Here is a 15,797-nt window from a genome sequence, read left to right as displayed (position 1 = left end):
CGGCACGCTAGCACGGCATGCCGGAAACGGACCGGAAAATCAGCCCGGAATCTTACCTTCCACGCCTTCGACGTAGAACCTCACGCCGTGCAGGAAGTTGTCGTCGGCGGTCTGGTCCTTGGCGATCTGCTCCTTGCCGGTATTGTCCTTGATCGGACCCTTCCAGATCGGCGCGGAACCGTCGACGATGCCCTTCTTGCGCTCTTCGACCAGTGCCTTCACGTCGTCAGGCACGACCGTGTTGAAGTCCTTCAGGTCGATCATGCCTTCCTTCAGGCCCCACCATGTGGTGTTGCTCTTCCACTGGTTCTTCAGCACGTCGTCCACGACCTTGTTGTAGTAGACGCCCCACTGGATCTCCGATGCGGCAAGGTGAGCCTTCTCGCCGAACTTGCTCATGTTGCTGTCCCAGCCGAATGCGTAGACCCCCTTCTCCTGCGCAGTCTGCACCACGGCGGCGGAGTCGGTGTTCTGCATCAGCATGTCCACGCCCTGGCCGATCAGCGTGGTGGCGGCTTCACGCTCCTTGCCCGGATCGAACCACTTGTTCACCCAGACCACCTTCACGGTGGCCTTCGGGTTGACGCTGCGCGCGCCCAGCGTGAACGAGTCGATGTTGCGGATCACTTCGGGAATCGGTACCGAAGCCACCACGCCCATCTTGCCCGTCTTGCTCATCTTGCCGGCGACGACGCCGGCGAGGTAGGCGCCTTCATAGGTGCGCACATCGTACTGGGCCAGGTTGTCGGCGGTCTTGAAGCCGGTGGCGTGTTCGAACTTCACGTCCGGGAATTCCTTGGCGACTTTCAGCATCGATTCCATGTAGCCGAAGGTGGTGCCGAAGATCAGCTTGTTGCCCTGGCTGGCCAGGTCGCGGAACACGCGCTCGGCGTCAGCGGCGGACTCGGGTACGTTTTCGACGAAGGTGGTCTTGACCTTGTCGCCGAACTTCTCTTCCACGGCCTTGCGGCCGGCGTCGTGCGCGTATGTCCAGCCCGCATCGCCGACCGGGCCGATGTAGACGAAGGCGACCTTGAGCGGTTCGGCCTTCTGTTCAGCGGCGGGCGCGGAGGCCGGGGCGGCCGTCTCGGCCGGCTTCTCGGCTTCCTTCTTGCCGCAGCCGGCCAGGGCCAGCAGCGCGGTGGCGGCCAGGGCCGCCAGGGTCTTCCTGCGCGTGACGATCATGATTTCTCCTTGTGATGAATATTGACTGCGTTCGATGGCTCGTTGAAATGGGTGTGCGGCAGCGGCATCAGGCATTGCCCGGACGGAACGGCTTGCCCAGCGACGCAGGCATGTTGAGCCGGATCCAGGCCGGGTTGCGCGAGATCAGCGCCAGCACGACGATGGTGGCCGCATACGGCAGCATCGACAGGAACTGCGACGGCACCGACACGCCGATGCCCTGCAGGTAGAACTGCAGAATGGTCACGCCGCCGAACAGCCACGCGCCCACGAGTACGCGGCCCGGTCGCCAGGTGGCGAACGTGGTCAGCGCAAGCGCGATCCAGCCGCGGCCGGCGACGAGGTTCTCGACCCACATCGGCGTGTACACCAGCGACAGGTACGCGCCTGCCAGGCCGCAGCATGCGCCGCCGAACAGCAGTGCGCCGAAGCGGATGGTGCGCACCGGATAGCCGAGCGCATGCGCGGATTCTGGCGATTCGCCGATTGCGCGCAGCGTCAGGCCGGCGCGCGTGCGGAACAGGAACCACATGATCGCAAAGCACAGCAGCAGGCTGAAATACACCATCCAGTGGTGCTGGAAGAATGCGGGACCGATGAACGGAATGTCGGCAAGGAACGGGACCGATTTGGCCTGAGCCGGCATCGCAAAGCCGACGAAGCGCTGGCCCATGAAGGCCGACAGGCCCGTGCCGAAGATCGACAGCGCGAGGCCCGTGGCCACCTGATTGGTCGCGAGCACGAGCGCGAGCCACGAGAACAGCGTGGCCATCAGCATGCCGGCCACGGCGCCGGCAAGAAAGCCGAGCAGCGGCTGCTGCGTCTGGTAGCCGACCATGAATCCGGCCACGGCGGCGACCAGCATCATGCCTTCGGCGCCGAGATTGAGCACGCCGGAGCGTTCGTTGATAAGCAGGCCCAGCGCGGCCAGCAACAGCGGTGTGCCGGCGTTGATCGCGGTGGCGATCAGGGGAGCGAGTTGTTCCATGTTTTACGTTGCTCCGCTCAGGCTGCCGTGGCGCGCCAGCGCAGGCGGTTTTCGATTAGGGTGTCGCAGGCGAGCAGGAAGAACAGCAGCATGCCCTGGAACACCCAGCCGATGGCCGACGGCAAGCCGAGGCGCGATTGCGCCATCTCGCCGCCGATATAGAACAGCGACATCATGATGCCGCCGAGCACGGTGCCGACCGGATGCAGCCGGCCGACGAATGCGACGATGATCGCGGTGAAGCCATAGCCCGGTGAAATCGACGGCAGCAACTGGCCGATCGGACCGGTGACTTCAAACGCGCCAGCGAGTCCCGCCGTAGCGCCCGAAATCAGCAGCGCGCTCCACAGCGCGCTGCGCGATGAGAAGCCCGCATAGCGCGCCGCAGCCGGTGCCGTGCCGCCGACCTGCAGCCGGTAGCCAGCAAAGCTGCGGAAGATGAAGACCGTCATCACGACGACCAGCACCAGCATCACGGCAAAGCCCGCATGCAGGCGCGAACCCGACATCAGGTTGGGCAGCAGGTATTCGGACGAGAACACCTTCGACTGCGGGAAGTTCATGCCGTTGGGATCCTTCAGCGGCCCGTTGACGACCCACAGCATCAGCTGCTGCGCGATATATGTGAGCATCAGCGAGACCAGGATCTCGTTCGCGTTGAAGCGGTCCTTGAGCAGCGCCGTGATCGCGGCCCAGAACATGCCGCCGATCACGCCGGCGAGCGATGCCAGCATCAGCACGACCGTACCGTTCAGCGTCTGGCCAGGCACGTCGAAGTACAGCACCGTCGCCCCAGCGAAGATGCCGCCGAGGATCAGTTGTCCATCCGCACCGATGTTCCAGACGTTGGCCCGGTAGCAGACCGACAGGCCCAGCGCGCACAGCACCAGCGGCACCGTCTTTAGCAGGACTTCGCCGATGGCGCGCTTGTCCCGCAGCGGATCGGCCAGGAAGACCTTGAGCGCAGCCATCGGATCCTTGCCGAGTGCAATGAACAGCAGCGCACCGAACAGCAGCGTAAGCGCGAGCGCGATTACTGGCGAGGCATAAGCCATGGTCCGCGACGGCAAGCCGCGCGGCGCGAGCGTGATGGGGGAGAGGGGTAGGAGCGAGCGCAGTTCAGCCATGGTTCACCTCCGCTACGTAGGCGTCGCGCGACTGCGCGGGGCCGCCTTCCCACAGGCCGCTCATCCACAGCCCGATTTGTTCGCGCGTGGCGGTCTCGGTCGGAATGGACGGCGACAGGTGGCCCTTGGCGATGACGTACAACCGGTCGCAAATCGCGAACAGCTCGTCGAGTTCTTCCGATACCACCAGGATTGCGCAGCCCGAGGCCTTGAGCGCGAGGATCTCGTTGTGGATCTGCGCGGCGGCGCCGACATCCACGCCCCATGTCGGTTGGGCAACGATCAGCACCTTCGGGCCGCTTTCGATCTCGCGGCCGACGATGAATTTCTGCAGGTTGCCACCCGACAGGCTGCGGGCCAGCGCTTCGGGCCCGCTCGCTTTTACGCGAAAGCGGCCGATGACCGCGGCGGCCAGACCAGCCGCCGCCTTCGGCGAGATCATGCCGTTGCGCACATACGGTGGCGTCTGGTGCGACAGCAGCGTGTTCGAGGCCAGGCTCATGCCTGGCACCGCACCGCGCCCGAGCCGCTCTTCCGGCACGAAGGCGAGGCCGGCGCGTCGGCGCTGGCGTGCATCGAGCCGGCCGACCGGCTTGCCCGCGATGTGGACTGCGGTGCGGTCCACGCGCATGTCCTCGCCGGACAGCGCGGCCAGCAGTTCCTGCTGGCCATTGCCCGACACGCCGGCAATGCCGACGATCTCGCCGGCATGCACGTCGAGTGAAATCTGCTGCAGCTCGGTCGCAAACGCATGCGCGCGCGGCAGCGACAGGGCTTCCACGCCCAGACGCACCTCGCTGCGCTGCGTGGCCACGCGCGCTTCGCGCGGCGGCTCGCCACCGATCATCAGGCGCGACAGCGAGGCCGCGCTTTCCTGGCGCGGATCGCACACGCCGGTGACCTTGCCCATGCGCATCACGGTGGCGTGATGGCAGAGTGCGCGGATCTCGTCGAGCTTGTGGCTGATGTAGAGGATGCTGGTGCCTTCGGCCGCGAGCTGGCGCAGCGTGACGAACAGCGTTTCCACGGCCTGCGGCGTCAGCACCGAAGTCGGCTCGTCCAGGATCAGCAATTGCGGGTTGGCCAGCAGCGCGCGCACGATTTCCACGCGCTGCCGCTCGCCCACCGACAGCGTGTGGACATGGCGGTTCGGCTCCAGCGGCAGGCCGTAGCGCTCGGCGGTCGCGCGGATGCGTTCGGCGAGCTGCTTCATGCTGCTGCCTGCGCCTTTGTGTCCGCCGGGAAGGCCCAGCGCGATGTTCTCGGTCACGGTCAGCGTGTCGAACAACGAGAAATGCTGGAACACCATCGCAATGCCCAGGTTGCGGGCGTCGTGCGGACTGTTGATCGTGACAGGGGCGCCGTTGAAGTGCATCTCGCCGGCGTCCGGACGGACTGCGCCAAAGATGATCTTCATCAGCGTGGATTTGCCGGCGCCGTTCTCGCCAAGCACGGCGTGGATCTCGCCGGGGGCGACGGTAAGGCTGATGTCATCGTTCGCGATGACGCCGGGATAGCGCTTGCTGATATGGGCTAGCGCCAGCCTGGGGGGGAGTTGTGATGTCACTGAGGCGGCTCGGGTTGTTATGGCAGCAACGTGGAAGGCAGGCAGTCAGCGGCAGTGCGTGGCGCAGCATCGCCGCGACGCATTGCAGCATTCATCATGATTTCTTGATGCCGGATATTGGTTACGAATTATATAAGTGTGCGGCTTTGTGGCGGCCGGTTTGCGGCGTTTGTCCAAGCCGCGCAACGGTTGGCGGGTAGTTGCAAGTCGCATGCCGGGGGAGGCAAAAGAAAAACCGCCGCCCTCCTTTCGGAGGACGGCGGTCCGGTGTGGCAGCGGGTTCCCGGCTAAGCCTCGCCTTCAGCCTCCCGTGGACGCCGCAATCGTCGCAAACCGACCATCGCGGAAATCCGCCAGCGTCTGGTAGATCTGCTCCTGCGTGTTCATCACGAACGGGCCGTACTGCGCGATCGGCTCGCCCAGCGGCTGTCCGGCGATCAGCAGGAAGCGCACCTCGGACTCGGCATTGACGATGACGCCGTCTGCGTTGTCCGCGTTGTCGAGCACGCCCATGCGTTGTGCGTCGACCACCGCCTTTTCGCTGCCTTCACCGATCGACAACTCGCCGCGGTACACATAGACGAAGGCGTTATGCCCCGCCGGCAATGCCTGCCGGAACTGCTGGCCCGCCGGCAAATGCACGTCGAGGTAGATCGGTTCCGTCACCGGGCGCGTGACCGCGCCAGCCACGCCGTGCGAGGCGCCGGCCAGCACGCGCACCGTGCCGCCGTTATCCAGCGCCACCGTCGGAATGGCATCGGCGGGCATGTCGCGATACCACGGCGCCGTCATCTTGTCGGCGGCCGGCAGGTTCAGCCACAGCTGGAAGCCTTCCATGCGGCCGTCTTCCTGCTCGGGCATTTCCGAGTGCACGACGCCCGCGCCAGCCACCATCCACTGCGCGCCGCCGTTCTGCAGCAGGCCTTCGTTGCCGGCGCTGTCGCGATGGCGCATGCGGCCTGCCAGCATATAGGTGATGGTCTCGAAGCCGCGGTGCGGGTGATCGGGGAAGCCGCCGATGTAGTCGTCCTTGCTGTCGGTGCCGAAGGCGTCGAGCATCAGGAACGGGTCCAGCCGGCGTTGCAGGTTCTGGGTCAGCACGCGCGTCAGCTTGACGCCGGCGCCGTCCGAGGTAGCGATGCCGCGCACGACGCGATCCACCGTGCGCGAACGCTGCACGGTTTCCTGCGCGGTGGCCGGAACGGTGGGCAGAGCGGTGCGGGTTTCCATCATTCTTTCTCCGGTTCGCGGGGCCATTGTGGCGGCATTGGAGCTGCCGTCATCGGGCCACGTCGTGTTCAGGTACTCCGACAATGTAGAGGTTTGGTGGGGAAAGAGTAGAGGGTGGGTGGAGAACAGATTGTTCTATCCATCAGTGCAATCTGTCCGGATTCAAGACGCCGATGGTGATGATCATGGGCGGCCCTCAGGCGAGTCTTTCGGTCTGCTCCGGGCTCGCCCAAGCTGCGGCAAAAAGCCCCCGAAAAAGCAGCAAGATAGGCGAAAATGACAAGATCGATGAAGATGAGTATAATAGCGCTCTCTTTGTCATCCGTTGCTGTGGATTGATTCGCCGGGCGATCCCGCCGGGCCTTGTCAGGCAACGGTTCATGAATTCGGCGGCGCGCCCATTTGTTCACTTTTTTGCGCCGCCCTGGCCACTCGCTCACCGGTCCCAGACCGAACCGGGTGCGCCGCTACAGGGAGCGCCCGGACACAGTGCCGTGGCATCCCGTCAATCGGTCTTCCCGCCTCTGGCGTGGAGGTCCAAAAGCCCGTCCGCTGGCAATCGTGCCGGTCATGGCGGCAATGTAATCTGAACCGGGACGGCGGCTCCCCACTTCACGGCCGCCTAGCCCATTTTGTTTTCCGTGATCGGAAAGTGCTGTTTTGCGCGCTTTTCAGACGGAGCGAGAGGCAATATGTCAAAGCAATCCGTGCGGGTCGCCGCCTGGGGATGCCTGACCGTGCTGGCATTGGGCGGACTGGCCGCCTGGATCGGCGTGGACGTCATCCGTCAACATCAGGACCGCCTGCTCTACGACGTGGCCGACCACATGCGGCTGGTCGTGTTTTCGATGGCGCTTGCGCTCGCCACCGGCATTCCGGCCGGCATCGCGCTGAGCCGGCCGCGCATGCGCCGCTGGGCCGACCGCCTGATGCAGATCTTCAACGTCGGCAACACGGTGCCGTCGCTGGCGGTACTCGCGCTGGCGCTCGCGTTGCTGGGCATCGGCGAGCGGCCCGCGATCCTGGCGCTGTGGCTCGCATCGCTGCTGCCGATCGTGCGCAACACCTACGAGGGTCTTCGCAATGTTTCGCCGACGCTGCTCGAAGCCGCGCGCGGCATCGGCATGACGCCGTTCCAGCGGCTTCTGCGCGTGGAGCTGCCGAACGCGCTGCCGGTGATGCTGGCCGGCATCCGCATCAGCCTGGTGATCAACGTAGGCACGGTGCCGCTGTCGTTCCTGATCGGCGCCAACAGCCTCGGCGAACTGATCTTCCCGGGCATCTACCTGAATAACCAGCCGCTGCTGCTGCTGGGCGCCGCCGCGACCGCGCTGCTGGCGCTGGCGCTCGACGCGCTGTTTGCCGGCGCCGGCAGCCTGTACCTGCGCCGGCGCGGACTGGCGCGCTGAGCGGCGGCCGAGAGGAAAACCAATGCAATCGAAACGAGACCGCGAAGGCCGTGCCTTCTGGGCCTTCATGCTCTTGGGCACCATCGTGGCCGCCGTGCTGCTGAGTTCCGCGCCGGCCCGTGCGCAGGCGCCAGCAGCGAATGCCGCGCCGGTGCGCGTGGGCGGCAAGAACTTTACCGAGCAGCTGATCCTGTCGTCGATGACGTCGCAGTACCTGCGCGCCAAGGGCCTCGGCACCGAGCTGACCTCGGGCCTGGGCAGCACGCTGATGCGCCAGGCGATGGAGAACGGCCAGCTCGACGTGGTGTGGGACTACACCGGCACGGCGCTGATCGTCTTCAACAAGGTCGAGGAAAAGCTCGACGCAAAGGCAAGCTACGCGCGTGTGAAGACGCTGGACGCCGCACGCGGCCTGGTCTGGCTGGAGCCGTCGCGCATCAATAATACCTATGCGCTGGCCATGCCGAAGCAGCGCGCGCAGGCCAGCGGCGTCACCACGCTGTCGGCCTATGCCGAGAAGATGCGCAAGGCCGGCGAGGACGCGCAGCATCCGTTTGCCGTCGACATGGAATTCGCGGCGCGCCCTGACGGGCTGGAGCCGCTCAAGGCCCAGTACAAGCTGCCGTTCAAGCGCCGCGACGTGATCCAGCTTGATCCTGGCCTGGTCTATACGGCGCTCAAGAACAATCAGGTCGACATGGGCCTGGTGTACACGACCGATGGCCGCGTGAAGGGCTTCGAGCTCGTGCTGCTCGAAGACGATCTGCACTTCTTCCCCGACTACAGCGCGGTGCCCGTGGTGCGCAAGGCCGTGCTGGACAAACATCCGGAACTCGCCACGCTGCTCGATGCGCTGTCGGCGAAGCTGGACAACGCATCGATGACCGAGATGAACTACCAGGTGGACATCGGCCAGCAGCCGGTGGACAAGGTGGCCGCAGACTTCCTGCGCAGCCATGGCCTGATCTGAGGAGGCACGCATGGACTTGCTGACCTACCTCCAACATAGCTGGCCGACGCTGCTGAAGCTCACTGCCGAGCATCTGGCGCTCGTCGGCTCGGCCGTGGGCATGGCGATCCTGATCGGCGTGCCGCTGGGCATTGCGATCACGCGCTTCCGCTGGCTGGCCACGCCGCTGCTGACGCTCGCGACGATCGTGCTGACGCTGCCGTCGATCGCGCTGTTCGGGCTGATGATCCCGATCTTCGCGCGCTTCGGGCATGCGCTGGGCTATCTGCCCGCCGTGACCGCGGTGTTCCTGTATTCGCTGCTGCCGATCATGCGCAACACCTACACGGCGCTGGTCAATATCGACCCCGGCATCCAGGAAGCCGGGCGGGGCATCGGCATGACCACGTGGCAGCGCATGCGCCGCGTGGACCTGCCGCTGACCGTGCCCGTGATCCTGGGCGGCGTACGTACCGCCGTGGTGATGAACATCGGCGTGGCCACCATTGCCGCCATCATCGGCGCGGGTGGCCTTGGGGTGCTGATCCTGCAAGCGATCAGCCAGAGCAATATGAGCAAGCTGGCCGTGGGCGCGGTCCTGGTCAGCGTGCTCGCCATCGTGGCGGATGCCTTCCTGCAATGGTTGCAGAAGGTGCTGACGCCAAAAGGAATCCGACTATGATCGAACTCGACCGACTCACCAAGGCCTTCCCCCAGAAAGACGGCACTGAAGTGCGGGCAGTGGATGCTGTCTCGCTGACAGTGCCGCGCGGGGAAATCTGCGTGTTCCTGGGGCCGTCCGGCTGCGGCAAGACCACCACGCTGAAGATGATCAACCGGCTGATCGAGCCCACGTCGGGCACGGTGCGCATCGATGGCGAGGACACCATCGGCATCGACGGCGTGGCGTTGCGCCGCAAGATCGGCTACGTGATCCAGCAGATCGGCCTGTTCCCGAACATGACCATCGAAGAGAACATCATGGTCGTGCCGCGCATGCTCGGCTGGAACAAGAAACAGTGCCGTGAACGCGCGCGCGAACTGATGTCGATGGTGCAGCTCGACCCCGACCGCATGCTGTCGCGCTATCCGCGCGAACTGTCCGGCGGGCAGCAGCAGCGTATCGGCGTGATCCGCGCGCTCGCGGCCGACGCGCCCGTGCTGCTGATGGACGAACCGTTCGGCGCGGTCGACCCGATCAATCGCGAAAGCATCCAGAACGAATTCCTGCAGATGCAGCGCCAGCTCGGCAAGACCGTGATCATGGTCTCGCACGATATCGACGAGGCCATCAAGCTGGCCGATAAGATCGCGGTGTTCCGGGGCGGCAAGCTCGTGCAGTTCGATCATCCCGATGCGCTGCTTGCGCAGCCGGCCGACGAGTTCGTGCAGGCCTTTGTCGGCCACGACAACACGCTCAAGCGCCTGCTGCTGGTGAACGCCGGCGATGCGGCCACCATGCCGCCGAGCTGCGATCCCGACATGGCCCTGTCCGATGCACTCGGCGTGATGGACGATGCCGACGTGCGCCACCTGCCGGTGGTCGACGACTCGCAGCGCACGCTGGGCTATGTCACGCGGCGCGATGCCCGGGCGGGCAAGGGCCGCTGCAGCGATGTGGTGCGCGAATTCCCCGCGACCGCCACGTCGGACGAGCATCTGCGCATCCTGCTGTCGCGCATGTACCAGCACAACACGAGTTGGCTGCCAGTGGTCGACGCCGATGGCGCCTATCTGGGCGAAGTGACGCAGGATTCGATCGCGGGCTATCTGAGTTCTGGCCGCTCGCGCGGCGGTGCGACCACCATCCAGCGGCCGCAGGAGGCACTGCGCGCCGCGGCGTGAGCGTCAGCCCGATTCGCGCTATGCTCGGGCCATGGTCCGCAAAGTGCGCTATTGCCGCTCACCCCTGTGCCTGATGATCGAAACCCGCTGGCTCGTGCCACGCGGGTTTGATGGCTTCACGCCCGGGCCGCTGATCCTGCTGCGGCCCGGCGCGAGCCACGCGCTGATCGAGCATGAGAAGATGCACGTGCGCCAGTTCTGGCGCAGCTGGGGGCTGATGGGCGTGCTCTATCTTCTGAGCCGGCGCTGGCGCCTGCGCTACGAAGTCGAGGCTTATCGCGAGCAGCTCCGGCACTGCCCGCCCGGCACCGCGCATTCGATGGCCCGGATGCTGTCCACCAAATACCGCTTGAGGATTACCGAAGACGAGGCGTATCGCCTGCTGACCGGCAGCGAATGACGCGTCTCAGGCCGTCGCTGCAGCAGGCGCCGCCTGTCGTCGGAACGCGAGCGTAAAGCGCGTCTTGCCGCTCGCGGACTGCACGGCGATGGTGCCGCCATGTGCGGCCATGATCGCGCGCGTGATCGACAGCCCAAGCCCCACGCTGTCCGACTCCGGCCGCACCCGCGATTTATCGCCGCGCGAGAAGCGGTCGAAGATCACGGGCAGCAAATCCGGGCGGATGTCCTGACCATCATTCTCTACCGAGACCGTAATGGTATCCGCGCTGCCGCCGATCTCGATCACGATAACGCCACCGGGCGGCGTATAGCGCAGCGCGTTGGACAGCAGGTTGCTGAGCGCGCGGCGCAGCATCAGGCGGTCGCCGACGATATGCCCTTCGCCGCGCAATTGCAGGCGCACCGCCTTGTCTTCGGCCAGCGCATCATAGAATTCGAACAAGGCATGGACCTCGACCGCGACGTCGATCGGCTCGGCGCTGGGCAGTGTCAGGCCGTGTTCCATCTGGGCCAGGTACAGCATGTCCGACACCATGCGTGAAAGGCGTTGCAGCTCCTCGGCGTTGGACGCCAGCACGTCGCGGTACTTTTCGGCAGCGCGCGGCTGCGAGAGCACCACGTGCGTCTGCGTCATCAGGTTGGTGAGCGGGGTGCGCAACTCGTGCGCGATGTCGGAAGAGAAATCGGATAGCCGTTGGAAATCGCTCTGCAGGCGCTCGAGCATCGCGTTCAGCGTACCTGCCAGGTCTGCCATTTCTACCGGCACTGCGTCCACAGGCATGCGCGCGTCCAGCTTGTGTGCGGTCACGGCACGCGCGCGGCTGGCCATGGTGCGCAACGGCGCCAGCCCGCGACGTGCCGCCCACCAGCCGAGCAGGCCGCTGGCCAATGCGGCCAGCGTGACGTAGAAGGTCAGCGAGCGGCGGAACGCTCGCATGAAATGCGCGTGGATTTCCGTGTCCATGCCGACCACGATGGTCAGCGGCACCTGCTTGTCGCCTGTTGCCTGCACGGTGGCGCGCATGCCTCGATACGACTTGCCGTCCTGTTCCCAGTCAAAACTTTCGCGCCCGGCCGGCAGTACCGAAGCGGTGCCCAGCACCGTGCGGAAATCAAAACCGTTGCTCGCATACAGTAGCGTTCCGTCGGCCGCGCTGACATGCGCGATGAATCCGGGATGATGCTCGAGTGCCACGGCCAGCCGTTCGGACACGGACGCTGCCGCGTTCTCGGTGGCGATCCGCTCGATCAGCCGCACGTTGTCGCCAAGGCTCGCGAAGTCCTCTTCCGCAAAGTGCTGGTCCATGGCCGTCGCGATCAGGATGCCGAGGCCCAGCAGCACGCCGGCCGACGACAGGCAGAACAGCGCGGTCAGTCGCGTGGTCAGCGAGAACCGGCGCATCACACCGTGTCCTCGGGACCTTCCAGCACGTAGCCCATGCCGCGCACCGTCTGGATCAGCTTGGTGTCGAAGTCGTCGTCGATCTTCGCGCGCAGGCGGCGGATGGCGACGTCGATCACATTACTGTCGCTGTCGAAGTTCATGTCCCAGACTTGCGACGCAATCAGCGAGCGCGGCAGTACTTCGCCGCGCCGGCGCACGAGCAGCTCGAGCAGCGAGAACTCCTTGCTCGTCAGCACGATGCGGCGCCCGCCGCGCGACGCACGCCGGCGCGCCAGATCCAGTACCAGGTCGCCGACCTGTACGCGATCCACGCTCGCCTGCACGCTGCCACGGCGTAGCAACGTGCGTACGCGCGCAAGCAGTTCGGCGAACGCGAATGGCTTGACCAGGTAGTCGTCCGCGCCCAGCTCGAGCCCCTTGACGCGGTCCGCCACGCTGTCGCGCGCAGTCAGGAACAGCACCGGCACGCGGTTGCCGGCCGCGCGCAGCGTCTGCACGATGCGCCAGCCGTCCACGTCCGGCAGCATCACGTCGAGGATGATCAGATCGTAGGCCTCGCTCATGGCCAGATGGTGGCCATCGAGTCCATTCGCGGCCAGGTCCACCACGAAGCCGGCCTCTGTCAGGCCCTGCCGCAGGTATTCGCCGGTCTTGGCCTCGTCTTCCACTACTAGCAGTTTCATCTGCACTTTCCTTGTTGCCGGCCCGCGCCGCAGGCGAGCGGCGACTGTAGCGCAGGGCAATGAACATCAAGATGACGTCAAGATTACCGGATTGTAATTTCGGGGTCATGTGCAAGTTCGCCGGCATTCCGTATGCTTTGCCTGCCGTCGTCATGTGCGGCGATCGACTCTTCAAGGACTGACTTTCGATGCGACGCGATCCCACGACCGGCTTGCTGCTGCCCAACCTGTCCCGGCGCCGCTTCGTGCAAGGGCTGGCGGCCGGTGGCGTGCTGGCCGGTTTGCGGGTGTGGCAGGGGAGCGCACACGCGCAGCCGGCGGCGACGGCATTCGGCACGGCGCCCGTGCTGCGTGGCACCGAATTCGACCTTGTGGTCGCCGAATCGATGGTCAACTTCACGGGCAAGCCTGCCCTGGCCACGACCATCAACGGCATGTTGCCGGGACCGACACTGCGCTGGCGCGAGGGCGATACGGTCACCATCCGCGTGACCAACCGCCTGCGCGAACACACGTCGATCCACTGGCACGGCATCATCCTGCCGTACCAGATGGACGGCGTGCCCGGCATCAGCTTTGGCGGCATCGCGCCCGGCGAGACCTTCACCTACCGCTTCAAGGTCGCGCAAAGCGGCAGCTACTGGTACCACTCGCATTCCGGCTTCCAGGAGATGATCGGGCTGTACGGCGGCATCATCGTCGACCCCGCCGGGGAAGATCCTGTGCGCGCCGACCGCGACTACACCGTGTTGTTGTCCGACTGGACCGACGAAGACCCGATGCGCGTGCTGTCGAAGCTGAAGGTCCAGAGCGATTACTACAACTACAACCAGCCCACCGCTGTCGATTTCTTCCGCGACGTGTCGAACGACGGCCTGAAGGCCGCGCTCGACAAGCGCCGCATGTGGAACCAGATGCGCATGAACCCGACCGATCTCGCGGACATGTCGGGTGCAACGCTGACATACCTGACCAATGGCCTCACACCGGCGGGCAACTGGACGGGCCTGTTCCGGCCAGGCGAGCGCGTGCGGTTGCGATTCATCAACGGCGCCGGCAATACCTTCTTCGACGTGCGCATTCCGGGCCTGGAGCTTCGGGTGGTGCAGGTCGATGGCATCAACATCGAGCCGGTCACGGTCGATGAATTCCGCTTCGGACCCGGCGAAACCTGCGACGTCGTGGTCGAGCCGCGCGACGACGCCTACACGATCTTCTCGCAGTCGATGGATCGCACCGGCTATGCCAGGGGCACGCTGAGCGTGCGCGACGGCTTGCCGGCACCGGTGCCGGCGCTGGACAAGGCCGAGTGGCTGACGATGGGCGACATGATGGGTGACATGGCCGGCATGCATGGCGCAGACCATGGCGGCATGGCCATGGATCACAGCCAGCACGCGATAGACCACAGCCAGCATGCGACGCACGGCGCGGCAGCAGACAACCCCCTCAAGGTCCCCGGCAAGGCCGTGCGCCACGCACGCACGGAATACGGCGCCAGTACCGACATGCGCGTGGACACGCCGCGCACGAATCTCGACGACCCCGGCATCGGCCTGCGCAACAATGGCAGGCGCGTGCTGACGCTGGCGGACATGCACACGCTCGGTGGCCCGCCGGATCCGCGCGGGCCGGGGCGAGAGATCGAACTGCATCTCACCGGCAATATGGAGCGCTACACGTGGTCGTTCGATGGCGTCGAGTTCGGCAAGTCGACGCCCGTGCATTTCCGCCATGGCGAGCGGTTGCGCGTCATTCTGCACAACGACACGATGATGACCCACCCGATGCACATGCACGGCATGTGGAGCGATCTTGAAGCGCCAGACGGCACCTTCCAGGCACGCCGTCACACGATCCCGGTGCAACCGGCGCAGCGCATCAGCTTCCTGGTCACGGCGGATGCGCCCGGCCGCTGGGCCTGGCATTGCCACCTGATGCTCCATATGGATGCGGGGATGTTCCGCGAAGTGGTGGTGTCGTGATGACAAGAACCGCTGCACGCTTTTCGGCCTCGCATGCGTACGCAAGGAACCTGCTTGCGGCGATCCTCGCTACGGCAGGAATCGGATCGGCCTGGGCGCAGGACCCGCATGCCGGACATCACGGCCACCAATCGTCCGACGCCGCAACTGTTTCGCCGGCTGCAGAAGATGACGGCATGCAGGGCATGGAAGAGGGTCCGGCACCTGCCGCTGCCATGCCGCAGTCCAATGCAGCGCCGGTCATGGACCATGGCGACATGAAGATGCAGGGCGGCAGCGCGCCACCCGATGCGCGCGACCCGCACGCGTACGCCGATGGCTATCAGCTCGGAGTCGGCCAGTATGCAGTGGGTTCCGCACGCCACCTCCACATGGCCGACGAGCATACGTTCGCCGCGGTTCTGGTCGACCGGCTGGAATGGGCGCATGCAAACGGCGCGAACGCTGCGAATTGGGAAGCACAGGCGTGGTTCGGTGGCACCTACAACCGGCTCGTCATCAAGACCGAGGGCGAAGCCGCTGGCGGCAAGGTGCACGATGCGCGTACCGAACTGCTGTGGGGCCACGCTATCGCCCCGTACTGGGACACACAACTCGGCTGGCGCAATGATGTGGGCAGCGGACGCCCGGCGCGAAACTGGCTCGCATTCGGCGTGCAAGGCTTGGCGCCCTACTGGTTCGAAGTCGATGCCACGGCCTACGTGGGCGACAGCGGCCGCACTGCGCTGCGCCTGTCGGCAGAGTACGAACTGCTGATCACGCAACGCCTGATCCTGCAGCCGCGCATCGAGGCCAATCTCTATGGCAAGAACGATCCCGAGACCGGCACGGGCAGCGGCCTGTCCAACGGTGCCGTTGGCCTGCGCCTGCGCTATGAGATCAACCGGCAGTTCGCGCCGTATATCGGCGTCGAGCGGTACCAGACGTTCGGCAACACGTCCGACATGGTCAGGGCATCCGGAGGCCGCAGTGGCGAGACGCGTTTCGTGGCTGGTGTGCGGCTCTGGTTCTGAACCATGCGA

General features: G+C 65.4%; 14 protein-coding genes. 7 read left to right on the top strand and 7 right to left on the bottom strand.

The features are described from left to right. Window positions 1-39 precede the first annotated feature (39 nt). From ACIGJG_RS12865 to ACIGJG_RS12845, 5 genes are all read right to left on the bottom strand, one after another. Entirely contained in the window at window positions 40-1,185 is a 1,146-nt protein-coding gene (locus ACIGJG_RS12865) for a BMP family ABC transporter substrate-binding protein (RefSeq protein WP_483672423.1), read from the bottom strand. A gap of 67 nt (window positions 1,186-1,252) precedes the next feature. After that, a complete protein-coding gene (locus ACIGJG_RS12860) occupies window positions 1,253-2,173 on the bottom strand; it encodes an ABC transporter permease (protein WP_011298649.1) in 921 nt (306 codons plus the stop codon). 17 nt (window positions 2,174-2,190) lie between these two features. Further along, the gene (locus ACIGJG_RS12855) at window positions 2,191-3,300 is read right to left on the bottom strand and encodes an ABC transporter permease (protein ID WP_011298648.1); all 1,110 of its coding nucleotides are present in this window, start codon (window positions 3,298-3,300) and stop codon (window positions 2,191-2,193) included. After that, window positions 3,293-4,867, bottom strand: coding sequence for an ABC transporter ATP-binding protein (locus ACIGJG_RS12850; RefSeq protein WP_483672422.1), 1,575 nt, complete (start codon window positions 4,865-4,867; stop codon window positions 3,293-3,295). Before ACIGJG_RS12850 ends, ACIGJG_RS12855 begins: the two co-directional genes overlap by 8 nt. Window positions 4,868-5,167: 300 nt before the next feature. Further along, a complete protein-coding gene (locus tag ACIGJG_RS12845) occupies window positions 5,168-6,097 on the bottom strand; it encodes a pirin family protein (RefSeq protein WP_041680021.1) in 930 nt (309 codons plus the stop codon). A gap of 692 nt (window positions 6,098-6,789) precedes the next feature. Here ACIGJG_RS12845 and ACIGJG_RS12840 point away from each other — a divergent pair. The 5 genes from ACIGJG_RS12840 to ACIGJG_RS12820 are packed head-to-tail and all read left to right on the top strand — an operon-like array spanning window position 6,790 to window position 10,700. Next, window positions 6,790-7,506 (top strand): ABC transporter permease, encoded by a 717-nt coding sequence (locus ACIGJG_RS12840; RefSeq protein ID WP_483672421.1) that lies wholly within the window; start codon window positions 6,790-6,792, stop codon window positions 7,504-7,506. A 22-nt stretch (window positions 7,507-7,528) separates the two neighbouring features. Continuing rightward, the gene (locus ACIGJG_RS12835; RefSeq protein ID WP_011298644.1) at window positions 7,529-8,476 is read left to right on the top strand and encodes a glycine betaine ABC transporter substrate-binding protein; all 948 of its coding nucleotides are present in this window, start codon (window positions 7,529-7,531) and stop codon (window positions 8,474-8,476) included. Window positions 8,477-8,486: 10 nt separating this feature from the next. Further along, window positions 8,487-9,137, top strand: coding sequence for an ABC transporter permease (locus ACIGJG_RS12830; protein ID WP_483672420.1), 651 nt, complete (start codon window positions 8,487-8,489; stop codon window positions 9,135-9,137). After that, entirely contained in the window at window positions 9,134-10,300 is a 1,167-nt protein-coding gene (locus ACIGJG_RS12825; RefSeq protein ID WP_011298642.1) for an osmoprotectant ABC transporter ATP-binding protein OsmV, read from the top strand. Before ACIGJG_RS12830 ends, ACIGJG_RS12825 begins: the two co-directional genes overlap by 4 nt. A 31-nt stretch (window positions 10,301-10,331) precedes the next feature. Beyond that, window positions 10,332-10,700 (top strand): hypothetical protein, encoded by a 369-nt coding sequence (locus ACIGJG_RS12820; RefSeq protein WP_011298641.1) that lies wholly within the window; start codon window positions 10,332-10,334, stop codon window positions 10,698-10,700. Between the two features lie 6 nt (window positions 10,701-10,706). On the opposite strand, the gene ACIGJG_RS12815 is transcribed toward ACIGJG_RS12820, so the two are convergent. Both ACIGJG_RS12815 and ACIGJG_RS12810 read right to left on the bottom strand, forming a co-directional pair. After that, window positions 10,707-12,104 (bottom strand): heavy metal sensor histidine kinase, encoded by a 1,398-nt coding sequence (locus ACIGJG_RS12815; RefSeq protein WP_011298640.1) that lies wholly within the window; start codon window positions 12,102-12,104, stop codon window positions 10,707-10,709. Then, window positions 12,104-12,790 carry a heavy metal response regulator transcription factor gene (locus ACIGJG_RS12810; RefSeq protein ID WP_011298639.1) on the bottom strand — a complete coding sequence of 229 codons (687 nt, stop codon included), beginning with the start codon at window positions 12,788-12,790 and terminating at the stop codon, window positions 12,104-12,106. Before ACIGJG_RS12810 ends, ACIGJG_RS12815 begins: the two co-directional genes overlap by 1 nt. Window positions 12,791-12,978: 188 nt before the next feature. Here ACIGJG_RS12810 and ACIGJG_RS12805 point away from each other — a divergent pair, with 188 nt between their 5' ends. Continuing rightward, on the top strand, window positions 12,979-14,775 hold the full coding sequence (locus tag ACIGJG_RS12805) for a copper resistance system multicopper oxidase (RefSeq protein WP_483672419.1): 1,797 nt from the start codon (window positions 12,979-12,981) through the stop codon (window positions 14,773-14,775). After that, window positions 14,775-15,788, top strand: a complete 1,014-nt coding sequence (locus ACIGJG_RS12800) for a copper resistance protein B (RefSeq protein WP_220630933.1) — start codon at window positions 14,775-14,777, stop codon at window positions 15,786-15,788. The genes ACIGJG_RS12805 and ACIGJG_RS12800 overlap by 1 nt, the downstream gene beginning before the upstream one ends. Window positions 15,789-15,797: the final 9 nt, after the last annotated feature.

The sequence above is a fragment of the Cupriavidus sp. C1SS-2L genome, from assembly GCF_057073735.1.
The sequence above is the reverse complement of the archived record's forward strand: the minus strand, read 5'-3'. Positions and strand labels throughout refer to the sequence as shown.